General features: G+C 64.5%; 10 protein-coding genes. All 10 read left to right on the top strand.

Features of this window, described 5'->3' with window-relative positions; all coding sequences use genetic code 11:
• Positions 1-26: 26 nt before the first annotated feature.
• Genes tssE through tssM form a run of 10 tightly spaced genes read left to right on the top strand, consistent with a single transcriptional unit; the run spans position 27 to position 15,988 of the window.
• Positions 27-509: a type VI secretion system baseplate subunit TssE gene (gene tssE / locus AA098_RS13300; RefSeq protein ID WP_003248355.1), complete on the top strand. Its 483-nt coding sequence runs from the start codon at positions 27-29 to the stop codon at positions 507-509.
• A complete protein-coding gene (gene tssF / locus AA098_RS13295) occupies positions 509-2,329 on the top strand; it encodes a type VI secretion system baseplate subunit TssF (RefSeq protein ID WP_004576637.1) in 1,821 nt (606 codons plus the stop codon). Before tssE ends, tssF begins: the two co-directional genes overlap by 1 nt.
• Positions 2,293-3,363, top strand: a complete 1,071-nt coding sequence (gene tssG / locus AA098_RS13290; protein ID WP_003248350.1) for a type VI secretion system baseplate subunit TssG — start codon at positions 2,293-2,295, stop codon at positions 3,361-3,363. The genes tssF and tssG overlap by 37 nt, the downstream gene beginning before the upstream one ends.
• Complete coding sequence (gene tssH, locus AA098_RS13285) at positions 3,360-5,957, top strand: type VI secretion system ATPase TssH (protein ID WP_064614361.1); 2,598 nt, start codon at positions 3,360-3,362, stop codon at positions 5,955-5,957. Before tssG ends, tssH begins: the two co-directional genes overlap by 4 nt.
• Before the next feature lie 24 nt (positions 5,958-5,981).
• The gene (gene tssJ, locus AA098_RS13280; RefSeq protein ID WP_003248345.1) at positions 5,982-6,704 is read left to right on the top strand and encodes a type VI secretion system lipoprotein TssJ; all 723 of its coding nucleotides are present in this window, start codon (positions 5,982-5,984) and stop codon (positions 6,702-6,704) included.
• Positions 6,701-8,044 (top strand): type VI secretion system baseplate subunit TssK, encoded by a 1,344-nt coding sequence (gene tssK / locus AA098_RS13275; protein ID WP_003248343.1) that lies wholly within the window; start codon positions 6,701-6,703, stop codon positions 8,042-8,044. The genes tssJ and tssK overlap by 4 nt, the downstream gene beginning before the upstream one ends.
• A complete protein-coding gene (gene icmH, locus AA098_RS13270; RefSeq protein ID WP_003248342.1) occupies positions 8,041-8,757 on the top strand; it encodes a type IVB secretion system protein IcmH/DotU in 717 nt (238 codons plus the stop codon). The genes tssK and icmH overlap by 4 nt, the downstream gene beginning before the upstream one ends.
• Before the next feature lie 30 nt (positions 8,758-8,787).
• Positions 8,788-12,591, top strand: a complete 3,804-nt coding sequence (locus tag AA098_RS13265) for a type VI secretion protein IcmF/TssM N-terminal domain-containing protein (RefSeq protein WP_064614360.1) — start codon at positions 8,788-8,790, stop codon at positions 12,589-12,591.
• Positions 12,588-13,496, top strand: a complete 909-nt coding sequence (gene tagF / locus AA098_RS13260; protein ID WP_003248338.1) for a type VI secretion system-associated protein TagF — start codon at positions 12,588-12,590, stop codon at positions 13,494-13,496. The genes AA098_RS13265 and tagF overlap by 4 nt, the downstream gene beginning before the upstream one ends.
• Entirely contained in the window at positions 13,493-15,988 is a 2,496-nt protein-coding gene (gene tssM / locus AA098_RS13255) for a type VI secretion system membrane subunit TssM (protein WP_064614358.1), read from the top strand. The genes tagF and tssM overlap by 4 nt, the downstream gene beginning before the upstream one ends.
• Positions 15,989-16,011 lie beyond the last annotated feature (23 nt).

Here is a 16,011-nt window from a genome sequence, read left to right as displayed (position 1 = left end):
CAGGCCGTTGTGTACAGGGATGACACATGAGTAACCAGGCCCGCCTGCTGCCCTCGCTGCTCGACCGACTGCTGGACGACCGTCCCTACCAGTCGGCCGAGCCCGCAGCGCAGCGCACCTGCTCGCTGGCCGAGTACAAGGCCAGCATCGTCCGCGACCTCGAAGTCCTGGTGAACACCCGCCAGTCCCTGGTCGCCGAAGAGCTCGACGGCTTCAGCCAGCTCGGTGGTTCCATCCTTGAATACGGCATGCCGGACTTCATCAGCCGCAGCGTGCTCGACCCGCACGATCGTCGCCTGATCCAGCAACAGCTGGAGCGGGCGATCAGCACCGGAGACCGGCGCTTTCGCCGGGTCCGTGTTCAGCTGTTGGCCCAGCAGAACGGCCATCGCATGTTGACCTTCCGCGTGGACGCCGTATTGCGTCTGCAGGACATCAGCCGCCAGGTGTCATTCGACGCCGTGCTGCAGGTCAACACCCAGGAATACAAAGTGCAGAACCTCAACTGATGCTCGACGAACTGCTGCCCTACTACGAAAAGGAACTGTCGCACCTGCGCTTTCTCGGCCAGGAGTTTGCCGCGCAGTACCCGAAGATCGCTTCGCGGCTGCTGATCGAAGGCGACAACTGCGAAGACCCGCACACCGAGCGCCTGATCGAGGCGTTCTCGTTCCTGTCTGCGCGGGTGCACAAGAAACTCGATGACGAGTTTCCGGAAATCGTCGAATCCTTCCTCGAGGTGTTGTACCCCCACTACCTGCGCCCTACTCCGTCGATGTCGATTGTCGAACTGAGCCTGGGCAGGCACGAGAAAGTCACCGAAGCCTACCGCGTGGCGCGCCATACCGAGATGCATGCCAATCCCGTGGAAGGCGTGGTGTGCAAGTTCCGCACCTGCTACCCGGTAGAGCTGTGGCCGATTACCGTGCAGCAGGCCTCGTTCACGGAAATGGAACGTTCGGCCTTCAACGGGCACAGCGCCGACCTGGTCGCTCGTCTGCGCATCCGCCTGGCAGCCACTGGCGATGCCCTGTTCGGGCAGATGGACATGAACCGCCTGCGGTTCTTCCTCGACGGCGAAGCGACCCTGATGCTGCAGCTGTACGAGCTGCTGTTCAACAACCTGGCCAAGGCCACGCTAAGCTTCGACGACCAGGGCCGCCGCCGCGAAGTGGCGCTGCCGGCCGATGCCCTGAACACCGTGGGCTACGCCCGTGACGAAGGCTTGGTGGACTACTCCGAACGCTCATTCCTGGGCTACCGCCTGCTGCACGAGTATTTCACCTTCCCCGACAAGTTCATGTTCTTCGACCTCAGTGGATTTGCCCGCATCCTGCAGGGCAAGGCCATCGAGCAGGTAGAGGTCAACTTCTATTTCTCCGACTATGACCTCAGCGAGCGCCTGGCGCGGCTGACCCAGAACATCGGGCGCAACAACTTCAAGCTCAACTGCACGCCGATCATCAACCTGTTCCGCCAGCAGGCCGAGCCGATCAAGCTGACCCACACCCAGCACGAATACCCGGTCACCCCTGATACACGGCTGCACAACGCTGCAGAAGTGGTCTCGATCGACCGGGTACGGCGGGTGCGCAAACTCGGCGGTATCGACCAGGTCGCCACCTGCCAGCCGTTTTTCGAACCCCGGGGCGAGCAAGACCCACACAGCAGCTTCTGGGTTGCGCGCCGGCGAAACCAGGGTGACGCCACTGCCATGAGCATCCGCGTGGTCGACCGCGATCTGGAACTGATCGACGCCAGCAGCGACACCCTCAGTATCGGCCTTACCTGCAGCAACCGCGACGTGCCGCTGATGCTGCCGTTCGGTGGGGAACGGGGCGATTTCACCATTCCCGCCAACTCGGTGATCAAGGATATCCGCTGCCTGCGCAAGCCCACCGCCACGGTGCGTGTGCCCTTGGGCAAGGGCCTGATCTGGCGGTTGATCGCCCACCTGTCGCTGAACCATCTGTCGCTGGTCAGCCAGGGCCGGGAAGTGCTGCTGGAGCTGTTGTCGCTGTACAACTACCGCAATGTTTCCGCCATTCGCAAACAGATCAACGGCATCAAGGCGATCAGCAGCGAACCGGTGGTCGCGCGCATCGGCCACCCGCGGCCAAATTTCGTGCGCGGCGTCGGCATCACCCTGACCCTGGACGAAAGCCAGTTCATCGGCAGCGGCGTGTTTCTGTTCGGCAAAGTGCTGGACCACTTCTTCGGCCAGTACTGCTCGATGAACAGCTTCACCCAACTGACCCTGCGCACCCAACAACGAGAAAAGAGAGTCGTACAATGGCCAGCACGCACCGGCGATCAGCCCCTGGTCTGATCGATCAGGCCCGAGCCGAGCCGCACCGATTCGAATTCTTTCAATTGGTGCGCCTGCTCCGCCTGCACTACAGCCGCACCGGGCGCATGGACCTGGCAACCCGGCCGCACGAAGACCCGCTGCGTTTTCGTACCCAGTTGTCGCTGGCGTTCCCGGCCAGCGAGGTCAGCGACCTGCACTTCGAGCGCGAAGGCAAGGTGTCGCCGGCCGGCTTGCCGCTGTCGGAAGTGCAGGTCACCTTCATGGGCCTGGTCGGGCCGTCGGGCGTGCTGCCACGCCCGTACACCGAGCTGCTGCTCGAGCGCCACGTGCAGTATCGCGACGATGCCGCCCATGCGTTTCTCGACATCTTCTCGCACCGCATGACCACGCTGTTCTACGAGGCCTGGCAAAAATACAAATTCCACATCGAGCACGAGCGCAATGGCACTTCGGGCTTCGACGGCTACCTGCTCAACCTGGTTGGCCTCGGGCCGCGCGCCCAGAAGCTGAAGTTCGAAGAGCAACCGTCAGCATTGCGTCGTGAGCTGTTCAGCTATTTTGCCGGCCTGCTCAGCCAGAAACCGCGCAATGCGCTGAACCTTGAACGCATGCTCGGTTTCTATTTCTCGCTGCCGATCAAGGTCCAGCCGTTCGCCGGGCGCTGGCTGCACCTGCAGCCCGAACAATGCACCCAGCTTGGCCGCCGCAATGCCCAGCTCGGCCACAGCGCCGTCGCCGGCAACCGGGTCTGGGACTACCAGTCGTGCATCCGCATCGAGCTGGGCCCGCTGAGCCTGGCCGACTACCAGCGCTTCCAGCCGGGCACCGCCTGCTACCGCAAGCTGGTCGAGCTCGTGCGCTTCTATATAGGTGCCGAGCTGGATTTCGAAATTGCCCCGCGCCTCAAGCGCGAGGCGGTGCCACGCGCCCAACTGGGCCGCAGCGGCAATGTCGCCCTGGGCTGGCTGGGTTGGCTCAAACGCCCGGGTCGTGACGCGGAGCCTTCGCGTTGCGCCGTCTTCCACATTCCTTACGATGGGGTCGCCTTGTGAACCTGAAGTCTCTGTTCGCCAAGCTCAACGAAACCAGCCGCACGGCCACCGAAAGCGCGGCGGCCCTGTGCCTGTCCGAGCACCATTACGACGTGGAAGTGGAGCACCTGCTGCTGCAATTGCTCGACGACAACGACAGCGACCTGGCGCCGATCCTGCGCCACTACGAGGTCGTCGCCGAACGCCTGCAAGCGCAGCTGGTCACCGCCCTGGGCACCTTCAAGAAAGGTAATACCCGCACCCCGGCGCTGTCGCCGCACATTACCCGCATGATCGAGCAAGCCTGGTTGCTGGCCTCGATCGAATACGGCGTAGGCCAGGTGCGCAGCGCTCACCTGCTGCAGGCTCTGCTTGACGATGCTGAACTGCGTCGCGTGGTGATCGCCTCTGCGCCGGAGCTGGAAAAAATCAACGCCGATGACCTGCGCGTGAACCTTGCCGCGCTGGTGGAGGGTAGCGCCGAGTCCAGGCAGGCCAGCCCGCTGGCCAGCCCAGCGGCGCCAGTGAGCACGTCGAGCAAGGCCAGCGGCAAGACCCCAGCGCTGGACCAGTACACGGTCAACCTTACCCAAAGCGCCCGCGAAGGCCGCATCGACCCGGTGCTGGGCCGTGAGTTCGAAGTACGGCAGATGGTCGACATCCTCACCCGCCGCCGACAGAACAACCCGATCCTCACGGGCGAAGCCGGGGTCGGCAAAACCGCCGTGGTCGAAGGCCTGGCGCTGCGCATCGCCCAGGGTGACGTGCCGGCGGTGCTCAAGGACGTTGCCCTGCACACCCTCGACCTGGGCCTGTTGCAGGCCGGCGCCGGGGTCAAGGGCGAGTTCGAGAACCGCCTCAAGGCTGTGATCGAAGAGGTCAAGCGCAGCCTGCACCCGATCATCCTGTTCATCGACGAAGCCCACACCCTGATCGGCTCCGGCGGCCAGGCCGGGCAGAACGATGCCGCCAACCTGCTCAAGCCGGCCCTGGCCCGTGGCGAGTTGCGCACCATCGCTGCCACTACCTGGGCCGAATACAAGAAGTACTTCGAGAAGGACGCCGCCCTCGCCCGCCGCTTCCAGGTGGTCAAAGTGGAAGAGCCCGACGAAGACAAGGCCATTCACATGCTGCGCGGCCTGCTCGGCAAGATGCGCGAGCACCACAAGGTGGCGGTGATGGACGAAGCGCTGGTGCAGGCGGTACGCCTGTCCAACCGCTACATCACCGGCCGCCAGCTGCCCGACAAGGCGGTCAGCGTGCTCGACACAGCCTGCGCGCGCATTGCCCTGGCGCAATCTTCGCTGCCCGGCGCACTGGAAGACTGCCGCCGGCAGATCGACAACCTGCAAGCAGAAATCGGCGTGCTCGGCCACGAAGCCGGCAAGGGGCACGACCATGCCCGCCGCCTGGAAGCGCTGCAGGCTGCCCTGCAGGCCGAGCAGCAACAAGAACAGCAACTCAATGCCCAGTGGCAGCAGGAGCTGGAGCTGGTCGAACAGCTCAAGGCGCTGGACGCCGCCAACGATGCCGACGCTCAGCAGCTCAATACCCTGCGTGCCGAGCTGGCGCGCGTGCAAGGCGACCAGCCACTGGTCCATGCGCTGGTCGACAGCGGCGCCATCGCCCAGGTCATCAGCGGCTGGACCGGCATCCCGCTGGGCAAGATGCTGCGTGACGAAATCGATACCGTGCAGCGCCTGCCGGCCCTGCTTGGTGAACGCGTGCTGGGCCAGGACCACGCCCTGCACGAGATCGGCAAGCGCATCAAGATTTCCCGAGCGCGCATGGAAGACCCGAACAAACCGATTGGCGTGTTCCTGCTGCTCGGCCCCAGCGGCGTCGGCAAGACCGAAACCGCCCTGGCCCTGGCCGACACCTTGTACGGCGGCGAGCGCAACCTGATCACCATCAACATGTCCGAGTACCAGGAGGCCCACACCGTGTCGAGCCTCAAGGGCTCGCCACCCGGCTATGTCGGCTACGGCGAAGGCGGCGTGCTGACCGAGGCGGTGCGCCGCAAGCCGTACAGCGTGGTCTTGCTCGACGAGGTGGAAAAAGCCCACCCCGACGTGCTGGAACTGTTCTTCCAGGTGTTCGACAAGGGCGTGCTGGACGATGGCGAGGGCCGCGAAATCAATTTCCGCAACACGGTGATCATCCTCACCTCCAACACCGGCACCGAGCGCATCATGCAGACCTGCCTGAACGCCACCGAGCTGCCGACGCCCGAGGCGATCGTCGAGGACCTGCGCGACCAGCTCAACCATGTGTTCAAGCCGGCCTTCCTCGGTCGCCTGAGCATCGTGCCGTTCTACCCGGTGCAGGACCAGATCCTCGAGCGCATCGTCGCCCTCAAGCTCGAACGCATCGCCAAGCGCTTCGCCCGCAACCACCAGGCCGAGCTCAGCTATGACCAGGCGCTGGTCAAGGCCATCGCCGCGCGCTGCACCGAGGTCGACAGCGGCGCACGCAACATCGACAACATCCTGTCCCAGACCCTGATGCCCGAACTCGCCCAGCGCGTGCTCGAGCGCATGGCCCAGGACGCGCCGATCCAGCACCTTGCGATCGAGCTGGGCAGCGATGGCGATTTCGCCTATCGCCTGGCCTGACCAGTACCCGGAGGTTTTGCCGTCATGCAACACAAGCACATCGTCCTCAAACGCCTGACCGCAGCCGCCTTGCTGGTGGCGCTGGCCGGCTGCGGGGTCACCGACCGTATCGGCAAGCGCATGGAAGACAGCTGGGCGGCCGACATGCTGGCCGACAGCGAAAAGGTCATCCTGACCTCCGACGGCGGCAACCAGCTCAACCCCGACGCCGAGGGCAAGCCGCTGTCGGTGGTGATGCGCGTGTATCAGCTGACCGACCTCGAGCGCTTCGCGGCTACCGATGCCGAGACCCTGTGGGACGCCCCGGAAAAAGCCTTGGGCAACACCCTGGTGGAAACCCGCGAGATCACCCTGCTGCCCGGCATTGGCCAGATCGACCAGTGGCCGCTGGCCAAGAACGCGCGCTACGTCGGCGTGGCGGCGTTCTTCCGCGATGAGCAGGACGCGCGCTGGAAAGTCGCCTTCGACGCCAACTCGCTGCGCAAGGACGGTATCTGGTTCTCCTCCGACGGCCTGCGGGTGCTGGTGGACAACACCGAAATCAGCGCCATGCGGGGCGTAGACGTACTGAACAAACCGCCGACCGCCGACCAGCTGGCCGCTGCGCAGAAGGCCAAGGATGCCGACGCGACCCTCTCCGACAAGGTGCAGGACGCGGCCATCGACAAAGCCACCGACGCCGCCAGCCAGTCGGCCAGCAACGCCATGGATTCAACCTTCAATTCTTTAGTGGATAGCGTCAAATGAGCAAGCAGAGCCGGGTGATGTGGTCGGAAGGCATGTTCCTGCTGCCCCAGCACTTCCAGTATCAGGACGAATTCCATCAGCACCAGTTGGCTGAGGCGACCCTGCGCAGCACCCCTTTCCATTGGGGGGTTCAGGCGCTGCAGGTGGACGAGGACGCCCTGGCCAATGGTTCACTGCAGCTCAAGCGCCTGAAGCTGGTGTTCCCCGATGGCAGCCTCTACGACGCGCCGCAGCACGATCCGCTGCCGGCCGCGCGCGACCTCAAGGACCTGCTCAAGGCCAACGACCTGAAGGTGTATGCTGCGCTCAAGCTGCCCGAGCCATTCGGCCTCAACTACGTCGAGGATGGCCACGAACACAAGGCCGCACGGCGTTTCCGCAAGCAGTTCGACACCCTGCCCGACCTTAATGAAGGCGAGCTGGAAAACGAAATCACCAGCTTGCGCCTGAACGTCGTACTGCTGGTCGACGGTGACAGCCTCGACGGTTACAGCCACTGCCCACTGGCCAAGCTGACACGCAACAGCATGGGCGGTTTCAACGTTGACCCACATTTCGTCCACCCCACCTTGCACCTGGGCAGCCATGAGACCATTGCCGGCATCGGCAAGCGCCTGCTCGGCGCCCTGCAGGCCAAGAGCAAGGCGCTTTCCGGCCGACGCCGCGAGCGCGCCGACCAGATCGCCGAGTTCGGCTCCAGCGATGTGACCCTGTTCTGGCTGCTGAACACGGTCAACCGTGCCCACCCGCAGCTGGCGCATCTACTGGCCCACCCGCGCCTGCACCCGGAGCGCCTGTACCTGTTCCTGGCGGACCTTGCCGGCGGCCTGCTGACCTTCACCCTGGACACCCAGCTCAGCGACATCCCCGAGTACGACCACCACGACCCGGCCGCGTCGCTGGTCAAGCTCGACGAAATGATCCGGGTGATGCTCGACAACGTCGTGCCCAACCAGTGCATTGTCATCAACCTGACCCAGACCAAGCCATCGCACTGGCAAGGCCAACTGCACGACCCGCGCCTGGCCGAAGCCGACTTCTATATCGCCGTGCACGCCGACATGCCCGGCGCCAGCCTGCTGGAGCTGGTGCCCCGTGCCTTCAAGGTCGGTTCGCCGGAAGACATTGAAGTGGTGGTCAACAGCGCCATGCCGGGTGTCACCCTCAATCATGCCGCGCGGCTGCCGAACGCGATTCCGGTGCGCCTGGACAACCAGTACTTCGCCATCGAACCACACGGCACTGTGTATGAGCGAATGATCAGCGCCCAGGCCATCTGCTTCTATGCGCCCAGCGCCTTTACCAACCTCAAGCTTGAACTGATGGCGGTGCTCAAATGACCGAAGCCGTACTGCAACAGGGCGCCGTCCCGGCCGCCAGCGACAAACCGACGCTCAAGGACCTGGTCCAGGACTTCATCAGCATGGCGTTGATCGTACGTCGCGGCCGCCAGGTCACCTCGGTGCAGGCCTTCGAAGGTAGCGTCGAACGCTTCTTCGCCAACCTGGAACGTGATGCCCGTGCCGCCAACTACAGCGTCGAGCAGGTCAAGGACACCCAATACGCGTTGTGCGCCTTCCTCGACGAAAGCGTACTGCGCTCGGACGACAACGCGCTGCGTCGGCACTTTGAGCTGCAGCCGTTGCAGTTCCGCTATTTCGGCGTGCACCTGGCCGGCGAAGGCTTCTTCGAGAAGGTCGATGGGCTGCGCGCCGACGTCAAGCAGAACATCGACGTGCTCGAGGTTTACCACCTGTGCCTGGCACTGGGCTTCGAGGGCAAGTTCAGCCTCGGGCAGAAAGACCAGCTGCGTTACCTGGCCAATACCCTGGGCCAGGATATTGCCCGCTACCGCAAGGCGCCCAAAGCCCTTTCACCGGACTGGGCACTGCCCGACCAGGTGTCGCAGATGCTGCGCCACGAAGTACCGCTGTGGGTGTATCTGGCGCTGATCGCGTTGGTCTGCGTCGCCGTGTACCTGACGCTGGACTGGTTGCTGGACAAGGACGTCGCCGCCCTGTCCGAACAAATCCGCCAGCTGTTCAGTGCCTGAGCACATGCCCGGTAGCCGAGTCAGGAAGACATGAAAACATTACTGCGTCTGTTGAAAAGTTTCTGGGTGCTGCTGCCATTGCTGTGGCTGGCTAGCCTGTTGATTTGCTGGCTGGCCGCGCCGCTGGTGCCGTGGCTGCGTCATCATGTGCCTGAAGCGCTGGCAATCATCAGTGCCTGCTTCCTGCTGGTAATCGTGCTGCGCCAATACCAGCGCATTCGCGCCGAACACAACCTGGAGAACCTGCTGCAGATCGAGGTCGACCGCTCGTGGAATGCCACTGGCGAGTTCCGTGACCAGCAGGTGCTGCGTGAGCGCCTGAAGCACGCCATCGCCATGCTGCGCACCGACCGCTCCGCGGGTGGCGGCGGCAAGGCGGCGCTGTCCGACCTGCCCTGGTACCTGGTGGTCGGCATGTCGGCGGCCGGCAAGACCTCGCTGCTGACCCATTCCGGCCTGTCGGCCAGCATCGCTACGGCCAACGACAGCGAAAGCGGTACCCAGCACTGCGACTGGTACTTCAGCCCCGACGCCGTGATGATCGACACCGCCGGGCGCTACCTGCGCGACGACCAGTCGGCCAGCGAGTTCTCGGCCTTTCTGCGCATGCTGCGTAAGCAGCGCGGCAAAGCGGCGATCAATGGCCTGGTCCTGGTGGTCAGCCTGCCCGAACTGCTGGCGGCCAACAGCGATGAGCGCAATGCCCTGGCGGCCCAGCTGGTGGCCCGGGTGGAAGAATACGCCGAATGCCTCGATGCCAACCCGCCGGTTTACCTGATGCTGAGCAAGACCGACCAGTTGCCGGGCTTCAGCCAGGCTTTCGACGGCCTCGACCTGCACGAACGCCAGCAGCCGCTGGGCATGACCTTTGGCCTTTCGGAAATCCGCACCAACGGCCTGCACGCCGTGCTGCAGACGCGCCTGAAGAGGCTGCAGGCTCATATTCGCCAGCACGTCGACGCGCAGATGATCGCCCTCGGTGCCGAAGCCGACAGCACCCTGCTGAATTTCCCGCAGTACTTCGCCGCCCTCAGCGGTGTGCTCGAGCAATTCCTCGACCACTTCACCCGCGGCCATCGCGGCGGTGCCCCGCTGCTGCTACGTGGCCTGTACTTCACCAGTGCACTGCAGAACGGGCAGCAACTGGGGCAGGTCTATGAAGACGTCATCGCCGACGAATTCGCCCTGCAGGCCGCCTACGATGAACAGGCCGGGCACGTCGGCAAGGCCCTGGGCAACCGCAGCTACTTCATCACCGACACCTTCCGCCAGGTGATCTTCCCCGACCGCGACCTGATCCTTTACCAGTCGCGCCTGGGCCGCCAGGCTGCGTTCAGCCCGCTGCTACTGGGCCTGGCCGCCGCCACCGGGTTGCTGTTCATCGGTTGGCAAGCGCTGTCGTTCGCCAATAACCGCCAGTGGCTGGACAGCCTGCGCGGGCAGCTGGCGCACATCGAACAGGCAGCAGACCGCGAGCAGCAGCTGGCCGCAGGCAAGGGCCTGGAAGTGCTGCGTGAACAGATGGCCAACGTCGAGGCCCATCGCCTGCAGGGAGTGCCCTTGCAGTTGGGTGGCGGCCTGTACCAGGGCGAGGCGATTCACCAGGTGACCCGCAGCGCCTACCTGGCGCAGCTGCGCAGCCAGGCGCTGGAACCGATCGCACGCAGCCTGCAGGTGCAGATGCGGGCGTTCAACACCTTCGCCAACGGTATCAATCAGGAGCTGGAATTCACCCCGGCCCCGCAGCCGAAGAAGCGCAATGGCAAGCCGCTGGCCCCTGCCATTGCGGCCAGGGCCCAGGCCGCGCTGGGCAACACCCGCGCTGGCGCCTATGCCGCCAAGGTCAACCTGGCCACTGCCAGCGATGGCGCCGAGCTGTCCGCCGCCACCGGTGGGCTGTCACTGTCCGAAGAAATGCTCGGGCGCCTGGACGAGCAGCAGGTGGCCTCGATCATCGAGGCCTACAACACCCTCAAGCTGTACCTGTTGCTGACCGAGCCCCAGGCCCATCCAGACCCGGCCTTCGTCGCTGCCAGCCTGCCCCAGGCGTGGGCCAGCGCCGCCGCCGAAGGCACCCCGGCCGACGCTGGCGTGATCGCGGAAAATGCCCCGCTGTACGTGCAGTTGCTGGAACAGGGGCAGGCGCCGTCGTTGCCGCGCAACGAACAGCTGATCAACGAAACCCGGCAGAACCTCAAGTCGTTCATGATCTCCAGCTCGCTGGTCGATCGCGAGTACCTGCGCCTGCAGCTCGAGTCGAGCCGGCAGTTCCCGGCGCTGAGCCTCAACGACCTGGTCCCGCAACCAGGCCGCGCGCTGCTGTACGGAACCGCGGGTGTGCCGGCGATCTACACCCGCCAGGGCTGGGACACCTTCGTCAAGCCCGAGCTGATCAAGCTGGTGTCGGGCAACCTGCGCAACGAGTCGGACTGGGTGCTGGACGGCGAAGGCGGCGATGCCATCGTGCAGAAGGCCAACTTCGTGCGCGAGTTCATGACCCGCTACAAGCGCGACTACACCCAGGCCTGGTACAAGATGGTCAGCAGCGTTGGCGTGCGCCACTTCGCCGACCTGGCCTCGGCGACCCGGGAACTGGGGCTATTGAGCGACGTACAGAACTCGCCAGTGAAGAACCTGCTGCAGGCGGTCAACGACAATACCCAGTGGGACCTGCCGGTCAAGCAAGCCATCCCGGCCGCCGGCACCAGCCGCGATGACGGCTTCTGGAGCAAGGTCACCGGTCTGTTCGACGCCAACGACACCCTGCCTGCCAACGTCGCCCCGGCCCTGCCGGCGGTGGACGACGGCAGCCTGGCCAAGCGCTTCGAGCCGGTGGCGCGGGTGTTCGCTGAAAACAACGCCGAAGGTGCCGACAGCACCATCATGGACCGCTACCTGGCCGCCTTGCGCAAACTCAAGGTGCGCATGAACAACATCCAGCGTTCGCAGGATGTGGGCAAGAGCAGCAAACAGTTGATCAGCGAGACCCTGGAAGGCCAGCCGAGCGAAATCACCACCGTGCGCAACTACGTGGAAAGCAGCGTCGACACCAGCCAGGATGGCCTGTCGCGCTCGCTGCAGGGGCTGTTCAGCCTGCCCATCCAGTATGCCTGGGCGACCCTGCGCGACCCAGCCGGCGAGCAGATCGCCAAGGCCTGGGCGCAGCAGATCGCCAAGCCCTGGGAGCAGGTCATGGCACACCGTTACCCGATTGCCGGCAGCAGCCGCAACGAGGCTTCGGTGAAAGACCTGCAACGGTTCGTGGATCCCGACAGCGGCCTGCTGCCGGCCTTCAAGCGCAACGAAATCGGCAACCTGGCCGGTGGTGAAGGTCTGGGCGTGGGCGATGGCAAGGGGCCGGCGCTGGTCAACCCTGGCATGCTCAACAGCATCGACAAGGCCAGCTCCGTGGGCCAGGTGATCGCCAGCCTGTCGGACCGTGACAACGGCTTCGAAATCATGCTGGAACCTTCAGCCAACTTCACCGACATCGTCTTCACCCTCGATGGCCAGGAGCAGCACTACCGCAACGGCCGCAGCAGCTGGAACCGCTTCGCCTGGCCGGGCACCAGCACCGCGCCGGGCGCGCGCCTGGACGTCGTCACCCTGAGCGGCACACGGGTCACCGTGTTCGATTTCCCAGGGCGGTGGGGCCTGCTGCGCATGAACGAGAGCGCTCGGGTCGACGACCTGGACGGCATTCAGCAACGCTTCAGCTGGAACACCGCCAGCGGCCGCGTAAGCCTTGTCGTGCGCAACTTCGGTGGGGTCAAGCTGACCGATCTGGGTGACGTCAAGGCCCTGAGCGCCCTCAACAGCAGGGGCGCGCAATGATCGGTTGCTTCGGCAAGCTGCCGTCGAGCGCAGATTTCGTCAGCCTGCATGGGGCGGCGGAAGAAGTCTGCGAGTTCGACGCCTGGTTGCAGTCATCGCTGGCAGCCATGCGCTACCGCGATGACTGGCAGGCGTTGTTCGACGCGCTGCCGATGTGTTTTTTCACCTACCGCGCACGCAACGGCAACTGGCTACTGGGTGGCCTGCTCAGCTCGCGCGATGCCAGCCAGCGGCGCTACCCGTTCTTCATCTTCCAGCTGCTCAAGGGCGATGACAGTACTGGGCTGGTCAACCCGTTCACGCTTGGCGAGCTGTTCAGCGCGCAGATCAAGCCGATGCTGCACCAGGCCGTGCAAGGCGCCGACTGCGCCCGCCTGTTCGAACGGATCAAGGCCTTGCGCCCGCTGCAGGGCCAGGACCTGGACCTGTTCCGCCGGGTGCACGCCAAGTTCCTGCATGATTTCAGCTTCACGGATGTGGCCCGTGCCCTTCATGGGTCCTGGCCAGGTTTCGACAGTGCCACTGCCCTCGCCCACCTGCAGCTCGGCCGTGCCTCGCTGCTGGGCGACTTTGCAGGCGGCATCGAATTGCCGTTGCCGGCCGAACGTGGCCTTAAAAACCCCACTGCCGACCTGTGGCTGACCTGGCTGGCCCGCATGAGCGAACACCGAGCGCTGCCGGCAGTGAGCCTGTTGGCCGACGACTTCATGCACCCGCAGCTGTACTGCTTCCCGGCGCGCCACGCCAGCTGTGCCTACCGCCTGCTCAGTGGCTGTGCCGACCCGCGCCAGCACCTGGAGTTGCTCAGCCCGCTGACAACGGTGCCACGGCTGCACGATTACGACCGCCCCCTTGAACATGTCATCGACCAGTTCGTCGATGCACTGGATGCGACGCCTGTATGAACAAGCTCAAGTACTACTGCCTGCGCTACCAACCCTACCTGCTGGGCGTGGCGTTCTTCCTGGCGATTTTCCTGGTCTGGGCCATCGGCCGAGCCTTCGGCTTCGCCTCGCTGCACAGCCTGCTGGCCGGGATCGGCGTGTTTCTGCTGCTGTCGGCGGGCTATGTACTGCTGCTGTACCGCGGAGTGGGTCAGCACCACAACCTTGAAGGCCTGCTGCGCGACGACGCCGACCAGGCTGTACTCAGTGCAGCCCCGGCCGACCGGGAAGAAGTCAGCCTGTTGCGCGAGCGCCTGCTGCAGGGCATCGAGCGCCTGCACAGCAACAAGCCGCGCGGTACCTCGAACAAGGATGCACTGTATGCCCTGCCCTGGTACCTGGTCATTGGCCAGCCTGCCGCCGGCAAGAGCACGATGATCCTGCAGTCGGGCCTGAACTTCCCCTATGCCGAGCGCGAAGGCGTGCGGGTCGCGGGCCTGGGCGGCACGCGCAACTGCGACTGGTTCTTCAGTTCTGAAGCGGTACTGCTGGACACTGCCGGGCGCTACATGAACAGCCCCGAGGAAGCCGGCAAGTGGCGCGGCTTTTTGCAACTGCTGCGCCAGCATCGCCAGCGCCGCCCCCTTAACGGCTTGATCGTCAGCGTCAGCATCGCCGATATCCTGCATGGCTCGGTCGAAGACCAGGAGCGCGTGGCCAAGCGCCTGCGCGAACGCATTCAGGAAAGCTGCGCGCTGCTTGAAGTGCGCCTGCCAATCTACCTGGTTTTCACCAAGTGCGACCTGATCCCTGGTTTCACCGCGTTCTATCGCCAGCTGGACGACGCCGCGCGTGGTGAAGTGATGGGTAAAACCTTCTCTCACAAGGGGTACGAGCAAGCCGACTGGGGCCAGCGCTTCAGCAATGCGATGGACGAGCTGACCCGTTACTGGGGGCAGATGGCGAGCCAGCAGCTGGTGCAGCAGGACATACAAGTCACTCGGCAGAACAACGCCGCCTACCGCTTCCCGCTGGAGCTGGCCGCGCTCAAGCCGCGCCTGCATCAGTTCGTCGACAGCCTGCTGCGTGCCAACCCTTACCAGAATGCCGAAATGCTGCGCGGTTTCTATTTTACCGCGGCGCTGCAGGCCGACGAGGCTCAGTGGGGCTGCCACGGCCAGCATGTGGCCGAACGCTTCGCGCTCGAACACGCAGAAGGAACGGGCACTGCTGGCAGCCAGCCGGCGCCGCTGTTCATCAACAGCCTGTTCCGCAAAGTGATCATTCCCGACCAGCATTTGGTGGCGCTGTACACCAGCAACCACCGTGAACGCCGGCGCAAGGCCGGGTGGGTGGGCGCTGCCGGCCTGGCGGCACTGGTGCTGTGCAGCCTGTGGGGCTGGTCGTACCTGAACAACCGCGCCACCCTGGCCAGCATTGCCGACGAACTGGCCCAGGCCAAGGCCGACGACCAGGCGGCCAGCGGCCAGTACACCGCCTGGCGAAGCCTCGACCGCTTGCGCTTCTGGGCTGCTCACTACCATGAGCAACACCACGCAAAGGGCGTGCCCCTCAGCATGCGCCTGGGCCTGTACCAGGGCCATGAGGTCGAGCCGCTGCTGCGCAACCGCTACTTCGCCATGTTGCAGAACGTGATGCTAAAGCCCACGGCCGATAATCTGACCCGCACCCTGTACCTGCTGACCACGCTCAAGGTCTACCAGCGCAACACCCGTGAGCTGCAGCCAGTGAGCGGCATTGACAGCGTAGAGGCCGAGGCGCTGCCCCATGACAACCGCGCCCAGTCGATCGCCAATTTCGGAAAGGCTGCCCTGGACACTTACGTGATGCTTTCTCCGGGCCAGCGCGAGCATGCCGACCCGGCGTTTCTCAAGGCGCACCTGCCGGACTACTGGTACCCGGCCATCGCCCGCCATACCGGCAAGAGCATGGCCGCCGCTGGCAGCGAGGCCGGTGGCAACCAGGACTACCTGTATGCCAGCCGCCAGATCACGTTCTATAGCGACCAGATCCGTGAGCCAGATGTACCGCGCATCCTCGACAACGCCTTCCTGATGTCCAGTTCGCGCAACTACATCGACAGCCTGCGGGCCCAGTCACTGCGTGCGATCGAGACCATCACGCTGGAATCCGACACCCTGTTCGCCTTCGGCCGCGCCGATTTCCAGAGCCTGAAAAACGAAGGCCAGCATCAGCTGAGCGCAATTGCCAGCAAGCTGCTGAACACCCCGAATATCGGCAAGATCATCATCTCGGGGCACGCCGACCAACTGGGTGACAGCCAGGGCAACCTGCAGGTTTCGAAACAACGGGCGCAAACCATCCGCACCTATCTGGTTGGCAAGGGCGTACCTGGCGAGCTGGTGGTCGCGCAGGGCGAAGGCAGCCGCAAGCCATTGGTCAACTGCGACATGCAACAACCGCGAACGCAGTTGATCAAGTGCCTGGAGCCCAACCGCCGGGTGGAAATCGAAGTGCGTGGGCTTAACTGAGCCACGCCGCAATAACCGGTCGC

The sequence above is a fragment of the Pseudomonas sp. JY-Q genome, from assembly GCF_001655295.1.
Lineage (GTDB): Bacteria > Pseudomonadota > Gammaproteobacteria > Pseudomonadales > Pseudomonadaceae > Aquipseudomonas > Aquipseudomonas alloputida.
The sequence above is the reverse complement of the archived record's forward strand: the minus strand, read 5'-3'. Positions and strand labels throughout refer to the sequence as shown.

Coding starts and splice junctions, on each gene's coding strand:
- tssF (WP_004576637.1), top strand. CDS start 509: ATGCTCGACGAACTGCTGCCCTACTACGAAAAGGAACTGTCGCACCTG.
- tagF (WP_003248338.1), top strand. CDS start 12,588: ATGATCGGTTGCTTCGGCAAGCTGCCGTCGAGCGCAGATTTCGTCAGC.
- icmH (WP_003248342.1), top strand. CDS start 8,041: ATGACCGAAGCCGTACTGCAACAGGGCGCCGTCCCGGCCGCCAGCGAC.
- tssM (WP_064614358.1), top strand. CDS start 13,493: ATGAACAAGCTCAAGTACTACTGCCTGCGCTACCAACCCTACCTGCTG.
- AA098_RS13265 (WP_064614360.1), top strand. CDS start 8,788: ATGAAAACATTACTGCGTCTGTTGAAAAGTTTCTGGGTGCTGCTGCCA.
- tssK (WP_003248343.1), top strand. CDS start 6,701: ATGAGCAAGCAGAGCCGGGTGATGTGGTCGGAAGGCATGTTCCTGCTG.
- tssG (WP_003248350.1), top strand. CDS start 2,293: ATGGCCAGCACGCACCGGCGATCAGCCCCTGGTCTGATCGATCAGGCC.
- tssJ (WP_003248345.1), top strand. CDS start 5,982: ATGCAACACAAGCACATCGTCCTCAAACGCCTGACCGCAGCCGCCTTG.
- tssE (WP_003248355.1), top strand. CDS start 27: ATGAGTAACCAGGCCCGCCTGCTGCCCTCGCTGCTCGACCGACTGCTG.